Origin of the sequence: Chloroflexus sp. (genome assembly GCF_034432675.1) — a bacterium.
GTDB lineage: Bacteria > Chloroflexota > Chloroflexia > Chloroflexales > Chloroflexaceae > Chloroflexus.
Genome location: NZ_DAOUBI010000025.1, coordinates 13982 through 36853, shown reverse-complemented (window position 1 = coordinate 36853; position 22872 = coordinate 13982). Strand labels below are relative to the sequence as shown.

The window sequence follows — 22872 nt, the reverse complement described above, 5'->3', positions numbered from 1 at the left end:
GGCAGACTTTTGGCTTTGGCTGCCGCACGCGCATCCTGCTGGCATCGCTGTGAACCACTCTCTCCACCGGCAGGCCGGTGGGAAGCATCTGGCCTTGCTATAGCGGCATACCTGCATCTGCTACCGTAATAACCATCCCCGCCAAAGCTGAGCAAAAATGATGGTGAGTTCCCGCAAACGACGCCAGCGCATTTGGGCCTGGCGCCAGGGAGGGGCGATCTGGCTCTCAAGATGGTCGAGGTGCAGTTTCAGGATGGTGCGGAACAGGCGATGACCGGATCGCGCCGCCGGTGGTACGTAGCGCGATGCCCAGTCGAGTAGATCGGCGTGGGCTTCACGTGCTGCGGCCAGCGCCTGCTGCTGGCGAGCCGGTGGTGCCCGACGGGCCTGGAGGACAGCGACTTCTTGCCGGGCAGCGAGGAACCGTAGTAACAGTCTGCTGTGTGTCCATTCGGCCAGATCGGCGGCGAGTGCAGATGACTCAGGCGTGGCACTGTTGGGTGTCAGTAAGGCTTCGCCGGAAGCGATACTATCCAGCGCAGTGTGCAGGATCGATAGGCGCTGTTCGCAGTACGGCGATGGAATGTCGTAGCCGTCGAGAACGTCACGGGGTGGTTGTGAAATCGGGTCACGCCGCCGACCGGGGTGCTGGCGTTGAACTTCTGCGGGGGTGATGTCGAGTACCTGTTGCCAGGCCTCTTCAAGCGTTGTATACACCTGATCAAGCAGGGTCGGGTTGGCCGGAGAGCGGATCGCTGCGTATTGATGACGAAGTGTTGCTGGGTCTTGCCGGGGATCCCAAGCAAGGGCAGCGAAGGTATGCGGGTTGGGACCCGGAGCTAGCCAGGGCCGGTCGCCGGTGAGCAGGGCATGGACGCCGGTCACGCTCCAATCGCGATAGGTGCGGAGATCGGTAGCAATGGTGTTGCCAAGAGGTGGCAGGGCTGATTTGAACAGAATCCCATCGAGGTAGTACTCGAAGACGCTGACTCCTGCGGGAAATAGTTCGCGGATGGCCGCAATTTGTTCGGCAAGCGAGCCATTGATTGGGTGGGTGGAGGTGCCAATGCCGGCAGCATACGAGCGCATGCGTGGCGCAATGAGGGCCTCTACGTTCGCTGCCGGGACAATCTGTTGTGGTCGCGCCATGCTGTCGTGGTAGGCCAGAAAGCTGATCCGGGCGGTTGGATTGATCGCAGCCAATTCGTCGGCCATCACGTTCACCAGCAACAGCGACTGATCGGCAGGGCTGAGCTGTGCACATTGTGGGCACAGGCACCAGCCGCCGCTCAGACGATCAACCGGCCAGAGATGGTACACAGCCGCATCGGGTTCGGCCAGAAAAAAGGATCGTGCCCATTCACGAACCAGCGCCTGGGTAATAGGGTTGGTCGGACAGGGGTTGCCATCAGATACGCGACGACGACCGTTGAAGCGGAAGAGTTCCGGTTGACGGCGAAAACGTTTACGTGGAATGGCGTCGGTGAGGTGGTGACCACCGATTTCCAGCCGTAGCCCTCGCTCGCGGATCAATGGCCAGAGGCGGTTACGTTGTTGTTGCCATGAGCGTAGGCGGCAGGCACCGAGCGGCATCCCCTGATCGCCGATGGTGTGAATGAAGATGGTGTTGAGGCGGGCACGTGCTGCCCACTCGATCCACGCTTCGGCCTGAGCCAGAAAGATGTCGTGGCCGATGACTAGACCCCGGCGGGTGAATGCCGGTTGCCCGGCGAACGTCGCTTCTGGTAAGGCAATCTGATCAGGGCAAGGTACTCGCTCGTTGATAACGCCAGGGCCGACCCACAGCCATCCCCAGCTTTCGAGTAGATGGTACACGGCGTAGAGCAATCCGGTTGGGCCTTCGCCGACTAACACGAGGCCATGTTCGTCGGCGAAGCGAACGAAACCATCGCCGGCAGCACCGTGACGCAGGCTGATCCGGTGGTCGTGCGCCTGACCAACAAGTGGGAGTGTCGGGCCACCCATTCGTTGGATGGTCTGGCGTAATTCATGGGCGGCGAATTGGGCCGTTGGATGGTCGCTGGGGAGTTCGATGACCCAGCCTGGTGAGAGAATATGTTTCATACGTATCCGGTGATCGTTCACCAGTTCATTGCGTTGTTTGTCGCTATTATAGCGTTAGTTCGGTTGGAGCCGAGATCACGCGACATTTGTTTACCGCCAGGTCGTTCAGCGCCGCAAGCGCGTGGTGGTTTTGTCGCCGGTTATCCTGGTTTAGGATTAAAGTTGACATAACATTTTCAAAGCGAATGGGATGTTCTGATATGCGATTGTTTGCGTACCACCTGCGGTGTGCAGATGGAGAGTCGCTCTGCCCAGCCCGCGTTCCGACACGCGCCTGTGGGTCACTGGTGATGAAGCAGAACACCGTGAAGTGACTGACAATACCTTCCTATTTCCTACCTCCTGTTTCCTATCTCCTCGGATCATAAGCACGGCTGGCGCAGCAGCATAGCTGCCGCACTCCAAACGAGGCGAGACGGGTAATCCTATACGGAAATGGTATCCTCTCCGAAACGTGATCTCACTATGTGTTACGGCAAGACTGGTTCTGTACGTCCGCACTCAGGGGGGTGCCAGGGTAATCGTTGGAACACGGTTTATGAACGCTATTACGCCAGATTTGATCTGACACAGCAGAATACCGTGAAGCGACCGACAATACCTCCTATCTCCTATCCTCTCCCTCCTCATGCGACCAAAAATTAGTTGCATAGTGGACAAATTTGCCGTAAGCGGCTACAATTGCACATAGCCGTCATTTCCCGCTGCGCAGCACATGGAAAAGTATCGGGCAACATGGCGGTGATAACAGAGTTCCTGGTATCATACCAGTACAAGCGGACATTGTTCATCAATATGATGATGTGGGGGTATCATGCTACGGTTTGAACATGAGATCCTGTTCACGCCTTGCCCGGAACGCATTGCACGCCTGCGCGAACTTGCCTACAACCTCTGGTGGACATGGCATCCCGAAGCGCAAGACCTCTATCGCTCCATCGATCCAGAGCTATGGGAGCTAGTGTACCACAATCCGGTCGAATTTTTGCGCGATGTACGTCAGCGTAAGCTGGAGGCAGCAGCAAATGATCCGGCCTATTTGAAGCGGTACGACGCGGTGCTCAAGAGCTTCGATAGCTACATGGGCGCGAAGAAGACCTGGTTTAGCAAAAGCTATCCCGACGCCAAAGATACCCTGATTGCGTATTTCAGTGCCGAGTTTGGTCTGCATGAGAGTCTGCCCATCTATTCAGGTGGTCTGGGGATTCTGTCGGGTGATCACATCAAAGAGGCCAGCGATATGGGTATTCCGCTGGTCGGGGTTGGGTTTATCTATCCACAAGGTTATTTCCGCCAGCGTCTTGATCAGAGCGGCTGGCAGTTTGCCGAATACAATAAGCTCAATTTCGCCGATGTTCCGGCACTCCCGGCGCTTGACCCAGAAGGCCGGGAAGTGGTGGTTGAGGTTGAGTTGCCAGGACGCACCATCTACGCGAAGGTCTACAAGTTTCAGGTGGGACGCACTGAGCTGTTGTTGATGGATACCGATATCCATCCCAACAGTCCGCAAGACCGCGAACTTTCGGCCCGGCTTTACGGTGGCGATCAAGAGATGCGCATCTCGCAAGAGCTGGTGTTGGGTGTCGGTGGGGTGCGCGCGTTACGCCGGCTCGGTTACAAACCGACCGTCTGGCACATGAACGAAGGGCATTCGGCGTTTCTGGTGCTCGAGTTGTGCCGCGAGCTGGTGGCGCAGGGCCATAGCTTCGAGCAGGCAATGGAGCAGGTGAAGGCGCATTGTGTCTTTACCACCCACACGCCGGTACCTGCCGGTAATGACGCCTTCCCCTTGCCGATGATTGAGAAGTTTTTCTGGAGCTTCTGGCCGCAATTGAACCTGACTCGTGATGAGTTTATGAGTCTGGCGCTGCAAGAGCAGCAGTGGGGGCCGACGTTTGCGATGACTGCGCTGGCCTTGCGGTTTTCGGCCTTCCACAATGGGGTGAGCAAACTCCACGGTCACGTTGCGCGTGGGATGTGGCAATGGCTCTACCCCGGTCGCAGCCAGGATGAGGTGCCGATTACCTCGATCACCAATGGTGTGCATACTGCGACCTGGCTGGCGCCCGAAATGCGCACGCTCTACAATTCGTACCTCGGCAAGAATTGGGAAGACAATCTCGATGATCCACAGCTCTGGCGGAAGGTGTACCAGATTCCTGACGAGACCTTCTGGCGTACTCGCCAGAAACTGAAGAGCGATCTGATCGCTTTCAGTCGGCAGCGTCTCCAACAGCATTATATGCGGCTGGGCATTCCGGCGCCAGTCTGGCCAGTGCTCGAAGAAAACATTTTGACCATCGGTTTTGCCCGGCGGTTTGCGACGTACAAGCGGGCAACGCTGCTGTTCAAAGATGTTGAGCGGCTGAAGTATATTCTTAACCGACCTGGCAAGCCAATCCAGATCATCTTTGCCGGGAAGGCTCACCCGAAGGATGATCCGGGCAAGCACTTTATTCAGGACGTGTATCGTATGGCGATGCAGCCGGGGCTGGCCGGGCGGATCGTTTTCCTCGAAGAGTACGATATAGCGGTTGGACGTGCTCTGGTGCAGGGGGTCGATGTCTGGCTGAACAACCCGCGGCGGCCATACGAGGCGAGTGGTACCAGCGGGATGAAAGCGAGCCTCAACGGCGCACCCAATTGTTCGGTGCTCGATGGCTGGTGGCCGGAAGCGTACAACGGTCGTAACGGTTGGGCCATTGGTGACGAGCGAGAGTACGCCAGTCAGGAGGAGCAAGACTGGAACGATGCGCAGTCGCTGTACCATTTGCTCGAACACGAAGTTGCCCCCCGCTTCTACGACAATCGTGATGCGAATGGGATTCCGGTTGAGTGGGTGCAGATTTGTAAGGAAGCCATCGCTACTGTAGCACCGCTCTTTAGTACGCGCCGGATGCTGGCCGACTATCTGCGCGAGATGTATATGCCGGTGGCAGTGCAGGATACGCCGACCGGAGCGTAACGGTAAGACTGGCACGATGCTGGTGTATTGCCGATTGTGTTGAGGGGTTCGTCGTGCAACCTGGAACACCAACCAATTCAATGGCGAGCTGGCGGCATCGTGTCACTCCACTTGAGGTCTATCGGCGGCTGGTGAGCCATTTTGGGGTCCTCTACGGCCCGGATGCTCACCAGCCGTGGTGGCCGATTATCAGCCCCAACCCACAGCTCGAAATTGTGATCGGTGCCGTGCTGGTGCAGCAGACGCGCTGGGAGACGGTTGAAGGTGCGATTGAGCGTCTTTATCAGGCCTGGTTGATTGATTTGCCCGCACTCGCCCGAGCAACGGTCGCCGATATTGCCGAATTAATCTATCCCTGTGCCTTCTATCGTCAGAAAGCTGCTGGATTGATTGCCCTCGCCCGTGCGATTAGTGAACGCTACGGCGATGTTGCTACAATGTTGCGCCGCCCAACGGCAATGCTGCGCCGTGAATTGCTGACGTTGCCGCGCATCGGCCCGGAGACGGCAGACGTGATTATGCTCTATGCTGGCGATCATCCGCTATTTGTGGTTGATGCCTACACCCGGCGGATTTTTGCGCGCCTGGTACCTGACGAGATTGCCTGGGAGCGAGCCGGTTACCATAAGGTTCAACACATTATTGCGGCTGCACTGCCGTCTGATCCCCAATTACTGGCCGATTTCCATGCCCAACTCAACGAGCTGGCTGTTCGTTATTGCCTGAGCCGACCACGGTGCGATGGCCCACCGGCCCGGCGGGTCTATTCACGACAGCCAGGCCGGAACAGTTTTCTTGATCGCCACGATGGTTGTCCATTGCGTTCGGTGTGTGCGTGGTATCAGGGCCATCGGGAATTGTCTTAACGTGAGCGGCTATGTCAACATCACCACTGACTGTTTTCCTGGTGTTTTTACGCCTCGGTCTGACGTCATTTGGGGGGCCGGTGGCTCATTTAGGTTATTTTCGGGCTGATCTGGTCGAGCGGCGGCGCTGGCTCGATGAAGCGATGTATGCCGACCTGATTGCGCTGTGCCAGTTTTTACCGGGGCCGGCCAGCAGTCAGGTGGGAATTGCAATTGGCACGATACGTGCAGGTCTGCTGGGCGGATTAGCAGCCTGGCTGGGATTTACGTTGCCATCCGCCTTGATCATGATCGCTTTTGCCTACGGTATTGTGCTTTTGGGTGATGTGGCCGGCAGTGGCTGGTTGCATGGCTTAAAGGTGGTGGTCGTGGCAGTAGTGGCACAGGCAGTCTGGCAGATGGGGCAGCGGCTGTGCCCGGATCGGTTGCGGGCGAGTATGGCTATCATTGCCGCCGTGATTCTGGTGATCTGGTCAGATGCTCTTGTGCAATTGCTGGTGATTGGGGGTGGCGGGCTGATCGGATGGCGCCTGCTCCAGTTCCAAACGAACAGCAATTCTGTCATCAAATCGCCGATTATGCCGCGTACCGGTATGCTGTTCGGTATACTCTTTGCTGTCTTACTGGCCGGCTCGTTGTTCATCACTTCGTTCAGTGTTCATCCCACGCTGACTCTGCTGGCGGGTATGGTGCGTAGCGGCTCGCTGGTATTCGGAGGTGGGCACGTGGTGCTGCCGCTCCTGGAGCCGGTTGTAGTTGGTGGCAATTTCATGAACGCCGAGACCTTCATCGCCGGTTATGGTGCTGCACAGGCCGTGCCAGGCCCATTGTTGAGTTTTAGCGCGTATCTGGGTGCAGTGGCATCAGCGTATCCCGCCGGTTGGGTTGGCGGCATATTGGCCCTCGTTGCTATCTTTCTGCCCTCGTTTTTGCTGGTGTGGGCAGCACTACCCTTTTGGGCGACCTTACGTGCCCGGCCTGATGCACAGGCCGCTCTGACCGGTGTGAATGCAGCCGTTGTGGGGATTTTGCTGGCAGCACTGTATCAGCCGGTGATAACCAGTGCGATCCGTGGCCCCTTTGATGTGGCACTGGCGCTAGGTGCCTTTGCTGCGCTACACCTCTGGCGCATACCACCGTGGGCAGTTGTGCTCCTCTGCGCACTGATCGGTGGTTTCGGATGGAGTGGCCAGTAATCAATCAGGCCAGCGCATCAGATCGGCCACCTCGCTCTGCCCAACCGGGTGCTGGCCGCGCTCAATAGCTGTGCGAAGCCGTATAATCCGGTCTGCCGACGGTGTTGAGGTTTGCCGGTCGAGCCAGCGATTAAGTGCCTCGACGTACAGCATTGTGAGATCGGTCGGTTCGGTGGCAAGTGGCATCAATTCGGCCAGCGTCGCCTGTAATCGCCCCCGTGCAGCCGGCCAGTCGATAACATCAGGCATCGCCTGGATGGCGTCGAGGAGACGGGTGGCACGGGCGCAGACTTCTTGTCGTTCAGAGGGCGGCGGTGGCGGCGGTGGTAATGCGAGGGGGAGTGACTCTTCAACCGCATTGTTACCGCTAAGGATGGTTGTGATGCGCTCGAAGCCGGCTTTCAGCAGCTGTTCCATCTCACGACTGTAGTGCAGCCAGGCGCCGATCTGCATACCGGCGGGGTCGGGAATATCGCGGCTGCGCCCGGCCAGTTCGCCGAGCGAGTAGATGGTGGCCTGCGGATAGCGATTGTGTAGCACGCGGGCAATCCCGCTATCGACTGCGATGAGCAGATGAGCAGTATGCGCCAGATCATCGGTCAACGAACGGGCCGTGTGGTCGTCGAGGGTCAGGCCCATGACAGCCAGCGCATCGCGGGCTGCCGGCTGAAGCGGATCGTCATCATGGCCGACAACGCCGGCGGACGCAATCTGCCACGTGTGACCTCGTTCCTGCGCTAGCCGACGCAGTAAAGCCACCGCAATCGGCGCCCGGCCCGTATCGGCAGCGCCAACAATGAGGATAACCGGTGTTGGAGAAGGGTGAATCTGCTGCGTACTCATGTGTCATTCCCTATCTACCTGCACGCTTGTTGCATTGTAGCATAACGTCAGTTTGGATTGGCCGGTGTATTGACCATCCTCAATGGCAGTGGTTTCCGTCATCTTATAGAGACCACTATTCACCACTGACGTCAACGTTGTATCGCTTCCATCTCAAGTCTCAAGTGCGAATAGGATGTTCTGTGGTATTGTAAACGCTTTTACACCATATAGGGCGCAGCCGCTCGCTATCGTCCTGAAAACTCTGGTCGCGCATACCCACACTCAGGCTAACCCTCTGCACCGGAAAAATACTCACGTCGCCTCTGCACACTACTCTCTCCTCTTTTCTCGCAAGAGAAGAATGGGGGCTAGCCCTCAATTACGCACTTCCACTTACGCCCGATCTGCACCGTACAGTCCTGGTCTTTCCTCCTCTTGACCAACTCAGCGACTTATGGTATGTTGCTGCCGTTCCTGTATCAATGGCGATAAGGGAACTCATTTTTATACACCTAGTCGTGTATGAATACTCCGCAACAGGACCACGTTCGTCCTGTTTCTCGTCACAGTATCTGTGACAGTACGATTCCGTGTTGAATGGCGTTCGTCCCCTGTTTGGACGACGCCCGGAGGGACAACCGCATGCAGATGCATTCGACGCGCCAGCGGTGCGCTTTGCTCGCACCACTCTGGCTTATCGCCGTAATGCTCTCGCTACTCGCGCAACCAACACCGCTCTTCGCTGCTCCCTCACTCGTGCTACCCACTCCCCCCGGCGAACCATGGCGGATTATTCAAGGGTATGCCTGCGGTACCCATAATGGTTGGGATCGCTATTCCCTTGATCTGGTGCAGGTACACGGTCCGACGTATGATGCACCAATTCGCGCTGCGGCGCATGGTACGCTATGGCATTGGGAAGCTCGTAGCGGGACCATCATTCTTTCCCATGGCAACAACTTCTTTACGATGTACACACACCTGAGCCGACCGGTCACTACTGAACGTGGTCGGTTTTTTACAGTTGGTGAGGTGTTAGGATATGCCGGCGATCGGGGTTCACCCGGCATTCCTCACCTGCATTTCACCGCCTTTACTGCCGGTGCGAATGGTTGGAGTGGTCGGAAATCCATTCCGCTTACATTCGCTGAAGGCTATGATTTGCCGGAGATCGGTGGCTGCAATCAGCACGGGGGCAAGGTCTTGACCGCAATGGCATTGCAGGATCCAATCATCACCTTTACCAGTGCTGCGTTGCCGGGTGGATGGTACAGTGCCGATTATCAGATTGATTTTAGTGTGGCCTGGGGTGGTGGTGGTCTGAGTCAGGCGTGGAATATGGAACCTCCCGCCGATACGCCAATGTTCCCCGGCGCATTTGACGGCTATGCACGGCTGGCCGATATGGGGGAGGGCTGGCATATGCTCTACGTGCGGGCCTGGGGGCCTGATGGTCGGCAAACGCTGGCCAGTTATGGGCCGCTTGGTTTTGACTACTCGCCGCCTGTGCTGACCGTAACTCCTGCCGAATTACACATTGTGCAGACGCAACCGACCGTGATAAACTGGCCGGCGGCAGAGGACGCGCTATCCGGTGTGTCTGGCTATCGGATCTATCTGGGCCAGGACCCGACTGGCGAGAGTGAGTGGTTTGTTACTGAACCAACGCTGACATTGCCCACGCTGGCACCCGGTGTCTATGTCTTGCGGGTCAAACCAATTGACAATGCCGGCAATATTGGTGTCTGGCAAACCGTGATGACGATCAGAGTTGAGTAGAACCGGTTTGGACATCAGGAAAACGGAGAGGGGTGATACCGGTGTCGCCCCTCCTGATTGGCCGAATGGTGGGCACGTGGTGCTGCAATCCCAGACGCATTTCTCATTGTGTCACCTGGAAGAGAGCAGGCAGCGCAGTCATCATCCGATGAGGACGTAGTACCGAATCATCTTCACCATCAGCGATACACAGAGTCTGGCGTTTGTATATGGTGATGACTTGTTGTAACAGGTTCCGGCCATCACCGCCGCACAACCACCGGCGTACCGACCGGTGCCCACTCGTAGAGCCATGCCGCCGCTTTGAGCGGTAGATTGACGCATCCGTGACTACGGCGAATACCGGTACCAAACTGGTTGTGCCAGTATGTTCCGTGCAGAGCGACACCACCAACGATGTACATAGCATGAGGAACACGCGGCACAACCCAGCACTCACCACCGGCGCAACCGCGCATGGTCTGTTCGCGGACTTTGGCGTAAATGAAGAAGGTTCCAACCGGAGTATTGAAGCCATCGCGTCCGGTTGAGACTGGTGCATCAAAGATGACTCGATCTCCTTCAACCGCGTATAACCACTGGTCGCTGAGATCGACAACGATCAGCTTGCCGCTGCGGAGTGCCGGCTGGGGAGGAGGTGCCGCAGCCGGTCGGGTAGTCGGTGCTGGGGTTGGCGCGGGAGCCGGTGCTGGCGGAGCTGGTGCCGGTGCCTGTGGTTGGCCGCTGGCATCAACCGGCATCGCATTCCCGGCGGGAACCGGGCGCAGATCGATACTGCGTAAGCGAGCGAGGGCACGGCCCAAATCGCCGATCTGAATCGCCTGTTCGGGAGTAGCCGGACGTGGATTCACCTCAAGCCGGGCGCGTTCAAAATACTGCACTTGCCGCAAAGCTCCACCGACGTATTCCCAGTGCGGTTCGCTGATCGGCAACCCAAACACTTCAGTCGCCCCATGAGCCTCCCAGAAGGCGAGAAAAGGTGGGCCAAGGGTGTGGCCAGTCTCGGCGAAAAAGCGACGATTGGGATTTTCACGAGCGGCGGCTGAGGGTGGGGGAAATGATTTGCCCAGCGCAGCGATATACTCGGCACCTACTCGTCCGCGCAAGACCGCGTTGTTATAGGCTGGATGCAGTTCCAGGCGACCGCGCTCGAAATATTGCACGGTGAGATCGCCTTCGCGCAATGGTGCGCTAATAGGCTGACCGAGCGTTAATGCCCCTTCGCTTGATCGCCAGACCGACAGAAAGCCATAGGTGTCATCGAGCCGTTGACCGGTGGCTACAAAATAGAGCACACTGCTCTGGGCTTGTGCCGGAACGACTGCCAGTGCCAGGATGACTGCCAGCACCCAGCTAACATATCGCATCATCGCCTCGCTTGGTTCCAGGCCGGATCGTGATTGTATTATACGGTACGGCAAGCCATGGTACCATAGGAAATGTGAGTATTATCAACCATTGAGACGATTGTGCAATTGCCGACGGAATGTGTTGCTATAATACGTACAACAGATACGGATAAGGAGCAGCTATGTTAGCCGATTTACACGACACTCTGGAAACAGTTCGTTCGCGCTACACCGACTTACGGGGGCATCTTTGACCTGGCGGCAAAACAGGCTGAGATTGAGCAGTTAGAAGCCAGGACCGCCGATCCCGAACTATGGAATACACCGCGCGTTGCGCAGGAGATTATGCAACGGCTCACTCGCCTGAAAGAAGAGGTGACGGCGTGGAATGCGCTTGAACGGCGCATCGCCAGTGCAGCCGAACTGATCGAACTGGCCGAGCTGGAAGGTGATGAGTCGCTGACTGCCGATCTGGCCGCCGAAGTACAGGCTATTCAGCATGAAGTGGCGCAGCGTGAGCTGGAAATTCTGCTTAGTGGCCCATACGACGACCGTGATGCCTTTCTTTCGGTGCAGGCCGGTATGGGTGGAACAGATGCCCAAGACTGGGCGGCGATGCTTTTGCGCATGTACACGCGCTGGGCCGAACGGCGAGGGTATACGGTCAACCTGATCGACCTGAGCGAAGGCGAAGAGGCAGGAATCAAGAGTGCGACTATCGAGATTCGTGGCCCTTACGCTTACGGCTACGCCCGCGCCGAGGCCGGTGTCCATCGTCTGATTCGCCTGTCGCCGTTCAACGCTGCGCATACCCGCCAGACCAGCTTTGCACGCGTTGAGGTGATGCCAGAGGTTGATGATGCGCCTGAAGTTGAGATTAAACCGGAAGACCTGCGCATTGATGTCTTTCGCAGTGGTGGTCATGGTGGGCAAGGTGTGAACACTACCGATTCGGCGGTGCGCATCACTCACCTGCCAACCGGAATAGTGGTTACCTGTCAGAATGAACGTTCGCAGATACAGAACCGCGAACTGGCCATGCGCGTATTGCGGGCACGACTGCTCGAACGCGAATTGCAGCGTCAGGCCGAAGAACGTGCGCGACTCCGGGGTGAATATCGCGAGGCCGCATTTGGCAACCAGATGCGAACCTATTACCTCCATCCTTCGACGCTGGTCAAAGACCATCGCACCGATTACGAAACAAGCAACGTACAGGCAGTGCTCGATGGCGAGATCGATCCGTTTATTGAAGCCTTCCTACGGGCAAACGTGCGGGAGACGTGATGGAAATCAAATATACGCCGTGGCGCATGCGCTATATCAAGCGGGGAGAGACACCGGATGAGGGATGCGTGTTCTGTGCAATGGCAACTGCCGACGACACCGATGATAGCGAACGTCTGGTGCTCTATCGTGGTCAATATTGTTTTGTGGTGATGAACCTCTATCCATACAACACGGCGCACTTGATGGTAGTGCCTTACCTCCATGTTGCCGATCTCGCCACACTGGATCGCGCAGTTGCTAATGAATTATTTTGCATAACTCAGCAGAGTGTCGGGATTCTGCAAACCGAATACGCACCGCATGGCTTCAACCTTGGCATGAACCTGGGGCGAGTAGCGGGGGCCGGTATCGCCGACCACCTGCACATGCACATCGTGCCGCGCTGGCATGGCGATACCAACTTTATGCCAGTAGTTGGCGATACAAAACTGATCCCGGAAGCACTAGACGAGACCTATGCCCGACTCCGGCCACACTTTGCTGCACTTAGCTCAGCGTCCGATCAATCAGCTCAACCAGATGATGCACCTCGAACGGCTTCTGAATAATTACTGCGCCTTCAGCCTCAAGATCGGCAAACCACGGCTTGCGGTTGAGCGCAGTGATCAAAAAGATTGGAATGCCATTATCTTGCAGCCGTTCCTTAATGCGCTGGAAGGTCTCAACGCCGTCCATGTTCGGCATCATAATATCGCTGATAACCAGACTGGGTGAGAGATGCTCAAGCATGCGCAGACCTTCGAGGCCGTCGCGGGCCAGCACAACATCGTAACCGGCGTTGCGCAGGGCGATGGAGAGGATATTCTGGAGGCTGAGATCATCGTCGATAATAAAGATAGTACCCTTATTCGCTGGCATATTGATGTCCTTACCGGTTCTGTAAAGAACTGCGCCGGGATAATGTGAGAGTGGATTGTTGTCGTGTTGAGCGCCATTATACCAGAGAGTAGACAGTGGGTTTGCATGTTTAAGGAGCCTGACATGAATCTAGCAGTACCACCTGTATTGGTCGAATATCCCTTCCACTATCGGATTGAGGTGCGGTTTCGCGATCTTGATGCACTGGGCCATGTGAACAATGCGGTGTACGCCACCTACTTCGAGTCGGCACGGATTGCCTACTATCAACGTCTAGTGGGTGGTTCACTCAACCGGTTGGGGATTATTCTGGCTGAATTGACGATTAGTTACAAGGCGCCAGCCCATTTTGGTGATGAGTTACTGGTTGGCGTGCGGGTGAGCCGGATTGGCGGTAAGAGTTTTACGATGGACTATGCCATTGCACGTGTGGGTGATGGTGCCTTAATCGCAACTGGGCAGTCGGTGCTGGTAGCCTATGACTACGCTGCCGGTCGTAGTGTGCCGATTAGTGATGAATTTCGTGCGCGGGTAGCGGAGTTGCAAGGTGAGGTTGGGTGAGTGATATCAAGTCTGGTATCATAGCCAAGTCTGATATCATAGCAGCCATGACACACCGGCCAACTATTCCCTGATACTGCACCTGAACGATGCATCACTAGACGCCAGCGCCGGCATGACAGGAGACGGAGGGGCACGGCATGCCGTGCCCCTCCTGCCACGTCGACTGCAACTCACCGAGGTAGATGGGAGTGCAGAAGCCTGTGTTGGGTGTCCTGATAAGGTAACACAATGGTGTCGGTGCATTATGCTGTCCGCCCCTGAAACTCCATGCGGAGATTGTATTTGTCGAGCCAGAGGTCGTTCCTCTGATCATCGGTAAGCAGGGTGCGGTGCAGGAGGGTACGGTTGTACAGTGGATGCCTCTTCATTTCGGTCAGAAGGCATAGGTGTATACGCCAGGGCCGTTTCAGAGGTAATCATTTTGGGATGGATAAATCCGGCTCGCTTGCTCACCTTGAGAAACTCATGCCAGTTTGCAAGTCCAACACGCAGGCTTGCATTTCTTGCAGTACTGCGAACTGTTTATCACGCCCTTCAACAGAAAACTCGCTACTTTGCAAGTCTTTACCCCGTAAGATAGAATAACAGGCGCGAGGCGAGCGCGGCGAAAAGCTAGGGCTACATCCACGCGCGGTAATTGGTCGGGTGTAGGCTGGAAGTACAGGTTGGAGGGGAAAGGCTGTCTGTTGGTGGATGGTTGTTTGGTCTTGTGGGTAAAATCTCCCAGTTCTTTACGCCCCTCGTTTCAAAAGACAGACATAAGTGTCAGAACAAAGTCGGCTTGGTTGAGTGTGCGGCCACGGCTGTTAATGCGTACAAAGATTTCTGAAACCTGCGCTGCATTGGCATTGAGAAAAATTTCCAATGCGGTCATTGGATAGTTGCTAAGGTTGACAACACGTTGAATAGTGGTAGGAATACATTTGCGGGTTTCAGCATCCAGTTCGTGACGCCTAGTCTGGCGGTCTAAAAATTCGGAAATAAAGGTGTATTGGTCAAATACAGGTTTCCAGAGAGTACTGATATCGGCAATCTAAGATGCTTCGCGCTCAATTGCAGTATTGGTTACTTCAAGGCGATTCTCGAGAGGTGAAAAGACAATTCTGATGTGTCGTCGCCGGAACTTCTGATCGGTGATAACTTCGCCTCTCATCACCGTGTACAGGGCAGTGAGGCCTTGCTGACCATCAACGATAAGCAGGTGAGGTGCCTTCTGTTTCCCATGAACACCGATGGTGCAGTGCTCACCAGGATAGCCGTTCTCCCAAAAGAGCAGCGGGTCGATGGGGTAGCCGCGATACATAGATAAGTCGCGAACCCGAGTGGTATCCCACACAAAGAGGCGCTGGATGTCAGGTAAGCCGATCTCGCCGATAGCGATGTTTTTTAGCAGTTTGCTTACAGAACAATCAACTTTTTTGAACAACAGGTTGCTCGTAATGGCTACTCTCCTCGAAGTAAATAACGAAATTACGCGACAGGCGAACGTTGCCTATCACCAAACAGTGCGATAGTGCCCAAAACAACTCCCTTGGCACTGTCTCGCTACGAAGCTACGCATCTGTCGCACGCAGGATGTGACAGATCTCTTGCAGTGTAATAAGGGTAACAATAACCTGATCAGTAGCTATCAATATTCTGCATGGTAGCCAGAATGGAGTGCCGTAGTAAGATGTCTGTCCTGTTTTCTGGGGCTTATTGTGTCACATCTGGTGGCATAGCATTCACAACTCGTAATCCGACGATCACCCTGGTACCAGACCTGAGCGTGGAAGGGCAGAACCGACATTGTTGCGCCGCATGCAATGGTCTCACATTTCAGATGAGATACTGTTGCTAGACCAGGTTGTTCATGACGCGTCGTGTGGAGTGTAGCAACGTGGCTGCAGCAGCTAACCGTACTCACGATCCGGTGCGGGGTGTAGTGGTGTCCCTGTGACTTGCAGGGACACCACACGTTCAGATCACGTCCGTCAGGATAGACCATCCGTGATGAGTTGACTGCGGTGAGTGGTGGTACGGATCGAGGCAACTGCTATCGTTTGACCGATGAGCAGCGCTGATTCGATTGGTAGTGATGCCTGATCAATGAAGATTTGATATGATGCCCTTTGCAGCGTGTGATGTCACATCTTTTATATCCAGACAGCGGTACGTCGCCAGAGGTTGTTACATAACATCTGATGGACGTCGACACCACCCAAACCTGGTTCATTGACGTTCGTTTATGGGTGAGGTCGTGCACTGGTTCCGTCACGTATTGCCGCAACGGAGGATTGTGCCACCCACTGATGCGAGCGGGATGGCATGAGCGTTTCATCGCCTAATAAACCTCTGGGGACCTCGATGTACTGAAATTGGGTTACAACTCTGGCCATTGAGTCTCATGCCATGTCTGGCAGGTATTGTGGTGTTGGTACCGCAATACCTGCCAGGCGGGTAATGTCTTATCCCGAACAGACGTTAGCTTGCTACCGACTCACCGTCGGCACGTAAATACTAAATGTGTTAGGTTCTGGTGGAGCGCTAAACGGGCATATCAAAGCGTATGCTTGTGGGCCTTGTGGAATATTGCTCCCCACGACCTGTACCGTCCATTCGCCGGCGGCCGCATTGGCGATCCGCACCTGTTCGATGGTGTCAACGTTGTTGATACCCTGTGTAGCCGGGTTGGCCGGGTTGTTCTTATCGAGCACCCAGGGCAGGTACAAGTTGGTATCTGGTCCAATCAGGCGCAGATTGAGGTTGTTGATGAGTGTCTGGCTGGCCGGTAAGGTGGCCGGAACGTCGTCCCAAGCCAAGGTGCATGTTAGTGATGCACCGGGATGGTTGATGACATATTCTTGCGTTTGACCATTGGTGATAGTGTTCGTTTTAATATACCGTGATTGAGCCGGGCTGGTGGTTGCAGTGATGAGGTTGATGGCCGCCAGTGCATCAACGTGACCGTAACCGAACTGATAATCCGGGCCGGGATTACCTAAATCTTCGGCAGTGTGCACTAGGATTGCGCGCAGAGTAGCGGGAAGTGGATCACTGTTGTAGGTCAGATTGTATGCTTCAAGCATCAGGCCGAGAATACCTGAGATTGCTGGTGCTGCCATTGAAGTACCACACCAATTATCACCACCGTAGGTCTGACCGGGCAAGGTTGACCAGATTGCACTTTCGCCACTAGACTCACAACCCGGTGCAACCACAGTTGGATTTACGCGTCCATCTTCGGTAGGACCGAATGAACTGAAATTGGTCATCGATTTATCATCGGAATTAGTAGCGCCCACAGCAATTACATTCTTACCCATCGCACCACCACTTGACGTCCGCCATCCGTTAGGGCAGTAGGTCTGCTCATTACCATTCGCGAAAACGACAGAGACCGTTTTTGTTACCGTGGGCGAGAATGTACCGTGGATCAGGGCATCAAAATCGGCTGCGGTTTGATCATACACACCCAGTACAGTTGTATCGCATCCTCCTGGGTCAGGTCCCCAGGAGTTTTGTGAAATATCAAGATTATATGCTTGGATGGCTTGAATCACTTCTTGGGCAGCATTATCAACGTCGTATGACAAAACTATTGCCTGATCAGCATGGCCGCGTAGATCGCGGCCTGATGGGCTGTTGGCACCACTACCAGCCGCTGTACCGGCAACATGGGTGGCATGATCGTTTGTACCGGGAGCACCACCACACCCGTTATCAGGTGAGGTTGGATCACCAATTGTTAAACGGTCGGCGAAAGCAGGATGATTACTCTCAACCCAACCACAATCCCAGACCCCGATCACAATACTACCTGGCGCCGAGACCGGATTGCCGTGATAACCCAGTGCATGCACCTGATCGGTTTTGGTTGCGCTGCGTCCACCATCATTTTTCTGTTCAAATGGACCCGGCCATGCATCGATCCAGAAGACACTATCCATCTGGCTCAGGATCGTGAGGCTGGCAACGTCAGGCAGGTAGGCGAGCACGTATTGCCGCTCTGGCACAGTCTTCGAAACACTCCCACCGAGACGTTGAACGAGATCGTGAATGATGGTCAGTTCAATATCAGCGTAGGTTGCTATTAGCACTGGTAATGGCTGCTGGTTGCGATTGCGGTTTAGACGTGGTGATAGTTTATCGGTGGGCTGGATAGCAGCGATAGCGCGAATACTCGCCGGCAAAGTTGCAGTCTGGAGCCATGTGGTGGGGATGGATGCGTACCAGGCGTGATCGGGCACGTAAGCAAGGAGCGTGACACCCTCTTGAGCCAGAGCATCACGTTCAGCGTCGGTAGGAGCGTGTTCAAACTGCACGAAGACGTGAACACGTTCCAGCGCCTCGTGAACAGCCGCCATACTGACCAGACTACGCTCACCGGCGGGAAAGCCCGGCTGCGGAGTGAACGTGCGAGAGCGTAATCGAATCAAGGGTCCTGCCGGTGCTGAACGGGAAATTGTTGGTACGACGACGAAGCTGATGACACCAAAGATGGTAATTACTAGAAGGATACGAATGTATGGCTGCATAGGTTACTCACTTTCGTTGGAACCGTATCGTATGTTACTCGTAAACGAAGGTACGCTACCGGAATGAACGTTATTGTCGGTTTAGCAATGCGTAGATAGCAGATATAGCAGGTGGAAAGTCTGCTTCCACATCAACCTAGATCATAATCTTTAGAATCTTCAGAAGGGGCGTAACCGTCCGTACGTCGTCACCGGATAAGGTGCGGTTCCTAACCCTTTAAGCAAGCGACCGGATGGTGCGCACTAATAACCGAGAACGCCTGTTTTCCGATGTAGCCGGCTTCTACCCCAACGCTACGGTTTACCTCCTTACCTAAATATGCTTGTACTCTATTATTCCGCCGCTCAAAGTGTACTAGTACCTATACCCGCTGGCCTACACGATCGGTAACCGGCTGTAGGGTGGCCCATGAGTGATAGTGGTGTTCGGTGATTGGCTGCTGAATTCGCGTATACCTGATCTAAGCTTTGGTTTATAAGATACCGTGAGTACCAGGGTCGGAATGATCAAGCAGACGATGATAGTTATTACCATAATGAGCAGGACTGGTGATGTGGATAGCTCACATGAAGTTTACTTTCTAGCCGTTCAGATCATAACGTAAGGGTAGGAGCCACGATGCTGATGTCGATAACAAGTGATTGATTTTACCTGCAACTATGCTACTATATTACAGTACAAAGGCGCAACAAAATCGTTACAAACACTATGTCTACTCGATGGTATTTGCAACTGCTGGGTGGGTTTGATGTTCGCCGAAACGACATCTCAATCAGCAGTGAATTTCAAACTGACAGTGCTCGCCTACTCTTTGCCTGGTTGTGTTTTCATCAGCGACAGCTCATACGGCGTGAAATGCTCGCTGGCCTGTTCTGGCCTGATCGTTCACAAACCGCGGCACAGAACACACTACGCGTCACGTTGAGCCGTATCCGTCATGCGTTAGCCGATGCTAGTTTTGGGTTGACAACAACCGCGCAAACGGTCACTCTTCGCTTACCTACGGATTGGGAGGTTGATGCACTCCATTTTGAGCAGCTTGTCACAGCGATACGTTCACACATCCATCGCTCGCCATTGGGGTGTCGCCATTGTCAGGAGCTATTGCAGACGGCATCAGCGTTGTATCGGGGGGAGTTTCTGGCCGGAATAACACCGGAAAGTGAATTCGTGCTCGAATGGTCAACCCGACAACAGGAATATTTTCACCGGGCTGTGCTTGAGGTACTTACGCACCTGACCGAGTATGCACTACGTATGCAAGACTGGCATACCGCCCTGGAGTATGCTAATCGTCAATTGCAGATGGAGCCGTGGCGCGAAGAAGCTCATCGCCATGTGATGCTGGCGCTAGCTTATCAGGGGCAGCGGGTTGCAGCATTAGCGCAGTACCAACGTTGTTGTGATATCCTGCAACAAGAGTTTGCGATTGAACCTGACCTCACAACGCAAGCGTTAGCGGCGACAATTCAGAATGGTCATAGGTCTAACACCGATGGTACGTTGCTGGCGCAGCGCCGGGCTGTCGCGCTTGATCAGTTACCGCTGGTAGGGCGCGATGAGGAAATACGTACACTGACCGATCTGATCAATCGGCCTGATCTCCAACTAATCAGTATTGTCGGTGTGGGTGGTACCGGTAAAACTCGGCTGGCAATCCGAGCTGCACAATTGATGCGCTTTGCTTTTCGCGACGGTGTTCGCTATATCTTTTTGCATCCTGAAGACGACTCAGCAACTGCGGGAATATCACAGGTGACCGATCCGGCTGCGCATGTAGCACGTATGATTGCCGATGCCTGCCAAATCGAGGTGAATGACCGGCAGTCGCCAGAGTCTCAGGTGATTGCTGCTCTCCATAAACGTGCCTATCTTCTAGTCTTCGATAGTTTTGAGCAGGTTGTGGCTGCGAATCGGTTCTTGCACGAGCTGTTGGAAGCGGCACCTGAGTGTGTTGCGCTGATTACATCTCGCCAACGCCTCTACATCCGAGGCGAGTATGTGATATCGCTAGGGCCATTGTCGCTGGCTACCGTTGGCCATCAACAGAGTGCAAGTGCGCAGATGTTTGTAACTCTAGCTGAACGCTATGGGTTGGTGTTTGATGCAGTTGCACTGCAGCGGATTGAGCAAATCTGTACGGCATTATCAGGGCTACCGCTTGGTATCGAACTGGCTGTGGCTTGTTTGAGCAGTATGAATTTAGAGACATTGCAGCAGGCTGTTCAGCATAGTTTGCGGGTACTAAACAATCCGCTTGTCGATGTACCGGATCGCCATCGCAGTCTGTATGTGGTGTTCGAGTCGGTGTGGCAGAGTTTGTGTGAAGCAAGGCGACGTGTCCTGGCAATGTTAAGTGTGGTGTGTGCGCCGTGTCCGCTGCCAGCAGCCTTAGCAATCACCGAAGATCGGCAATTGTTGCGTGAATTAATGGATCGTGCGCTTATCCATCTTCTACACGATGATACGGTCTGGATCCACGACTACATCCGTCAATTTGCTAGAGAGAAACTGACGCATGTCTTTGCTCATTTGCAACTTGAAAAGCAGGCCTTGCGTCGTCATGCTGCCTGGTTCTTGGCGTGGCTGGCCGCATTACATCCACATTTGCGAAGGGGGGATAGTGCCAGTGTACGCGAACGACTCACTGCCAGTTATGCCGATCTTGATATAGCATGGTACTGGGCGCTAGCTCATGGTGAATGGGAATGGGTGTCGGCGGCTGTTGCCGCATTTGAAGACCTGTATCGGCTGACGGGGCGTTTTGTCGATGGTATTAGGCGGTTTCAACAGAGCATAGCCTACGTTAGTCAAGCGAACCAGCCGGCAGCGCAGATACTGCGGGTTCGCCTGATCTGCGGGTTAGTTTCTCTGCAACGGGTAAGGAGTGGGTATCGTGAAGTTGAAACTATGCTTGCAGAGGCATTGATGCTCAGTTCACAGCTTGCTGATACGTTATTGCAGGCAATGAGCCTAAGTCTAATTGGGAGTCAGCGCTGTATCGCCGGTGATCACGATCGTGGACGCGACTACCTTTTGCGAGCACTTGGACAATTGTCTGCTTTGAGTGAACAGACCGATAATATTGAGGTGTTTCAGATTAAAGGCAACTGCATGCGCTCGCTTTGCGAACTCAATGTACGATTGGGAAATATTTCTGAAGCTGAACAATGGGCACAGCAGGCGTTAGCAGTTGCGCAATATAGCAATGATCATCTAGCTATTGCCCGCTGTTTCGAGGCGCTAAGTAATATCGCAACTGCCTGTGGACATCTAGCCGAATCAGAACAGTACCTTTGTCAGGCGCTTGATATTTATCAACGATTGAATATTTCATATCAAAAGACGAATGTCCTCGATCTGCTTGCTCAGAATGCTGATGCACGCGGTGATTATGAGTTGGCGCAGCAATACTATTTTCAGGCTCTGGCTTTGGCGTACGAGAGTGGCAATCGTGATGCTGAGATGATTGCTCATATCAATCTGGGTATTTCTTACGATCTTTTAGGAGATTACGGTCAGGCGCTAACACATACGCAGATTGCGCTCAGTTTGTGTAACTTGGTTGGTGATCATCGACATTACACGACAATTATGGCAAATCTGAGCCTACATGCGCATCATGATCAACGTCACGAGCTTGCGCTTATTTATGCCCAGACCACTATCGAACAGGCGCAACGCTCAAAGCTGGTAGAGCTGGTCGGTTACGGGTATGATTTTCAAGGTCATGCGTTGCTTGCGCTTAATCGGATTGATGAGGCCGAACAGGCGTATCAGGAAGCATTACGAGTCCGTCGGCAACTTAAGAATCAAGTGCTGATCTTTGAAACGCAGGCAGGATTGACTCGTGTTGCCCTGGCTCGACATAATGCTGTCGAAGCCTTGCAATGGGCGTTGCCGATCGTCGAATACTTACTGGCTGGGGGTCGACTCGATGGCGCTGAAGAGACGCTCCGCATCTACTGGACGGTCTATCAAGCACTGTTAGCTCATGCGGATAGTCGTGCGACCACGGTTCTTGAATTGGGCTATCATCTGATCCAAGAGCGTGCGCGGCGTCTGAGCGATCCGCATCGGCAAGCAACCTATTTGAACGCTGAATTCAATCGTTACATTATTGCTGCCTATTATGGATGACAGGAGTTTGCCGCTGACACGTTATCACTCCCTCAACTGTCAGTCGCGTGATGGAGGTTGGCCGGATAATTGGCGAGGTGTAAGCCGCGTCTTTCTGGTTTGAGCCTCATCCCCTCTGCGTGGGTGTGATGATCAAAGCCACGCTGGTGTAGCCGATTCACCATAGAATCATGTCCTCTTCCATTTTCTCCTGCCTGGTGTGATTGACCGTTTCCCTTCCTCGCCAGGGCTCCAGGATGAAGGGTCTTCCCCACCGGAGAAAGACTAAGGTGGGCGTGGCTCCCTCACAACCAGCAGTGCTCCCCATCAATGATTGTTTCAGCTAGCCGCAGCAGCATACCGAGTCGTGCGGTTCGGCCAATTTCACCAACCACGTCTGCAATGCTCGCAGATTGTCGAGCAACACCTGGCGATCGTAGCCGATCAAGATGCGCAGG

The 22872-nt window shown here is 54.5% G+C and carries 14 protein-coding genes; 8 read left to right on the top strand and 6 right to left on the bottom strand.

The features are described 5' to 3' along the window. Nucleotides 1-120 precede the first annotated feature (120 nt). Nucleotides 121-2085, bottom strand: a complete 1965-nt coding sequence (locus VAE55_RS02240; protein WP_322814196.1) for a DUF4838 domain-containing protein — start codon at nucleotides 2083-2085, stop codon at nucleotides 121-123. Between the two features lie 814 nt (nucleotides 2086-2899). Between VAE55_RS02240 and glgP the strand changes: the two genes are divergently transcribed. Genes glgP through chrA form a run of 3 tightly spaced genes read left to right on the top strand, consistent with a single transcriptional unit; the run spans nucleotide 2900 to nucleotide 7112 of the window. After that, a complete protein-coding gene (gene glgP / locus VAE55_RS02235; RefSeq protein WP_322814195.1) occupies nucleotides 2900-5050 on the top strand; it encodes an alpha-glucan family phosphorylase in 2151 nt (716 codons plus the stop codon). Nucleotides 5051-5103: 53 nt separating this feature from the next. Then, on the top strand, nucleotides 5104-5916 hold the full coding sequence (locus tag VAE55_RS02230) for a Fe-S cluster assembly protein HesB (protein WP_322814194.1): 813 nt from the start codon (nucleotides 5104-5106) through the stop codon (nucleotides 5914-5916). Between the two features lie 11 nt (nucleotides 5917-5927). Beyond that, nucleotides 5928-7112, top strand: a complete 1185-nt coding sequence (gene chrA / locus VAE55_RS02225; protein ID WP_322814193.1) for a chromate efflux transporter — start codon at nucleotides 5928-5930, stop codon at nucleotides 7110-7112. Here the strand turns inward: chrA and VAE55_RS02220 are convergent, their stop codons facing one another. Then, the gene (locus tag VAE55_RS02220) at nucleotides 7113-7955 is read right to left on the bottom strand and encodes a low molecular weight phosphatase family protein (RefSeq protein WP_322814192.1); all 843 of its coding nucleotides are present in this window, start codon (nucleotides 7953-7955) and stop codon (nucleotides 7113-7115) included. It abuts the gene before it with no gap. 624 nt (nucleotides 7956-8579) lie between these two features. Here VAE55_RS02220 and VAE55_RS02215 point away from each other — a divergent pair. After that, nucleotides 8580-9716, top strand: coding sequence for a M23 family metallopeptidase (locus VAE55_RS02215; protein ID WP_322814191.1), 1137 nt, complete (start codon nucleotides 8580-8582; stop codon nucleotides 9714-9716). A 242-nt stretch (nucleotides 9717-9958) separates the two neighbouring features. Here the strand turns inward: VAE55_RS02215 and VAE55_RS02210 are convergent, their stop codons facing one another. Beyond that, entirely contained in the window at nucleotides 9959-11083 is a 1125-nt protein-coding gene (locus VAE55_RS02210) for a L,D-transpeptidase (protein WP_416181160.1), read from the bottom strand. Nucleotides 11084-11247: 164 nt separating this feature from the next. Here VAE55_RS02210 and prfB point away from each other — a divergent pair. Continuing rightward, nucleotides 11248-12352, top strand: a protein-coding gene (prfB, locus tag VAE55_RS02205) for a peptide chain release factor 2 (RefSeq protein WP_322814189.1) whose coding sequence is annotated in 2 segments (ribosomal slippage) — nucleotides 11248-11316 and nucleotides 11318-12352 — 1104 coding nt in all. Because the reading frame shifts where the segments join, the coding sequence is not laid out codon by codon here. Beyond that, nucleotides 12352-12903, top strand: coding sequence for an HIT domain-containing protein (locus VAE55_RS02200; protein ID WP_322814188.1), 552 nt, complete (start codon nucleotides 12352-12354; stop codon nucleotides 12901-12903). The genes prfB and VAE55_RS02200 overlap by 1 nt, the downstream gene beginning before the upstream one ends. On the opposite strand, the gene VAE55_RS02195 is transcribed toward VAE55_RS02200, so the two are convergent. Then, complete coding sequence (locus VAE55_RS02195) at nucleotides 12842-13213, bottom strand: response regulator (protein ID WP_322814187.1); 372 nt, start codon at nucleotides 13211-13213, stop codon at nucleotides 12842-12844. The genes VAE55_RS02200 and VAE55_RS02195 overlap by 62 nt on opposite strands. Before the next feature lie 123 nt (nucleotides 13214-13336). Between VAE55_RS02195 and VAE55_RS02190 the strand changes: the two genes are divergently transcribed. Beyond that, nucleotides 13337-13774, top strand: coding sequence for a thioesterase family protein (locus VAE55_RS02190; RefSeq protein ID WP_322814186.1), 438 nt, complete (start codon nucleotides 13337-13339; stop codon nucleotides 13772-13774). A gap of 1036 nt (nucleotides 13775-14810) precedes the next feature. Here VAE55_RS02190 and VAE55_RS02185 read toward each other — a convergent pair. Together VAE55_RS02185 and VAE55_RS02180 are read right to left on the bottom strand one after the other, a co-directional pair. Then, nucleotides 14811-15203, bottom strand: a complete 393-nt coding sequence (locus VAE55_RS02185) for a DUF262 domain-containing protein (RefSeq protein WP_322814185.1) — start codon at nucleotides 15201-15203, stop codon at nucleotides 14811-14813. Nucleotides 15204-16248: 1045 nt separating this feature from the next. Continuing rightward, nucleotides 16249-18294: a S8 family serine peptidase gene (locus tag VAE55_RS02180; protein ID WP_322814184.1), complete on the bottom strand. Its 2046-nt coding sequence runs from the start codon at nucleotides 18292-18294 to the stop codon at nucleotides 16249-16251. Nucleotides 18295-19003: 709 nt separating this feature from the next. Between VAE55_RS02180 and VAE55_RS02175 the strand changes: the two genes are divergently transcribed. Then, nucleotides 19004-22435: a BTAD domain-containing putative transcriptional regulator gene (locus VAE55_RS02175; RefSeq protein ID WP_322814183.1), complete on the top strand. Its 3432-nt coding sequence runs from the start codon at nucleotides 19004-19006 to the stop codon at nucleotides 22433-22435. The last annotated feature ends 437 nt before the right edge of the window (nucleotides 22436-22872 follow it).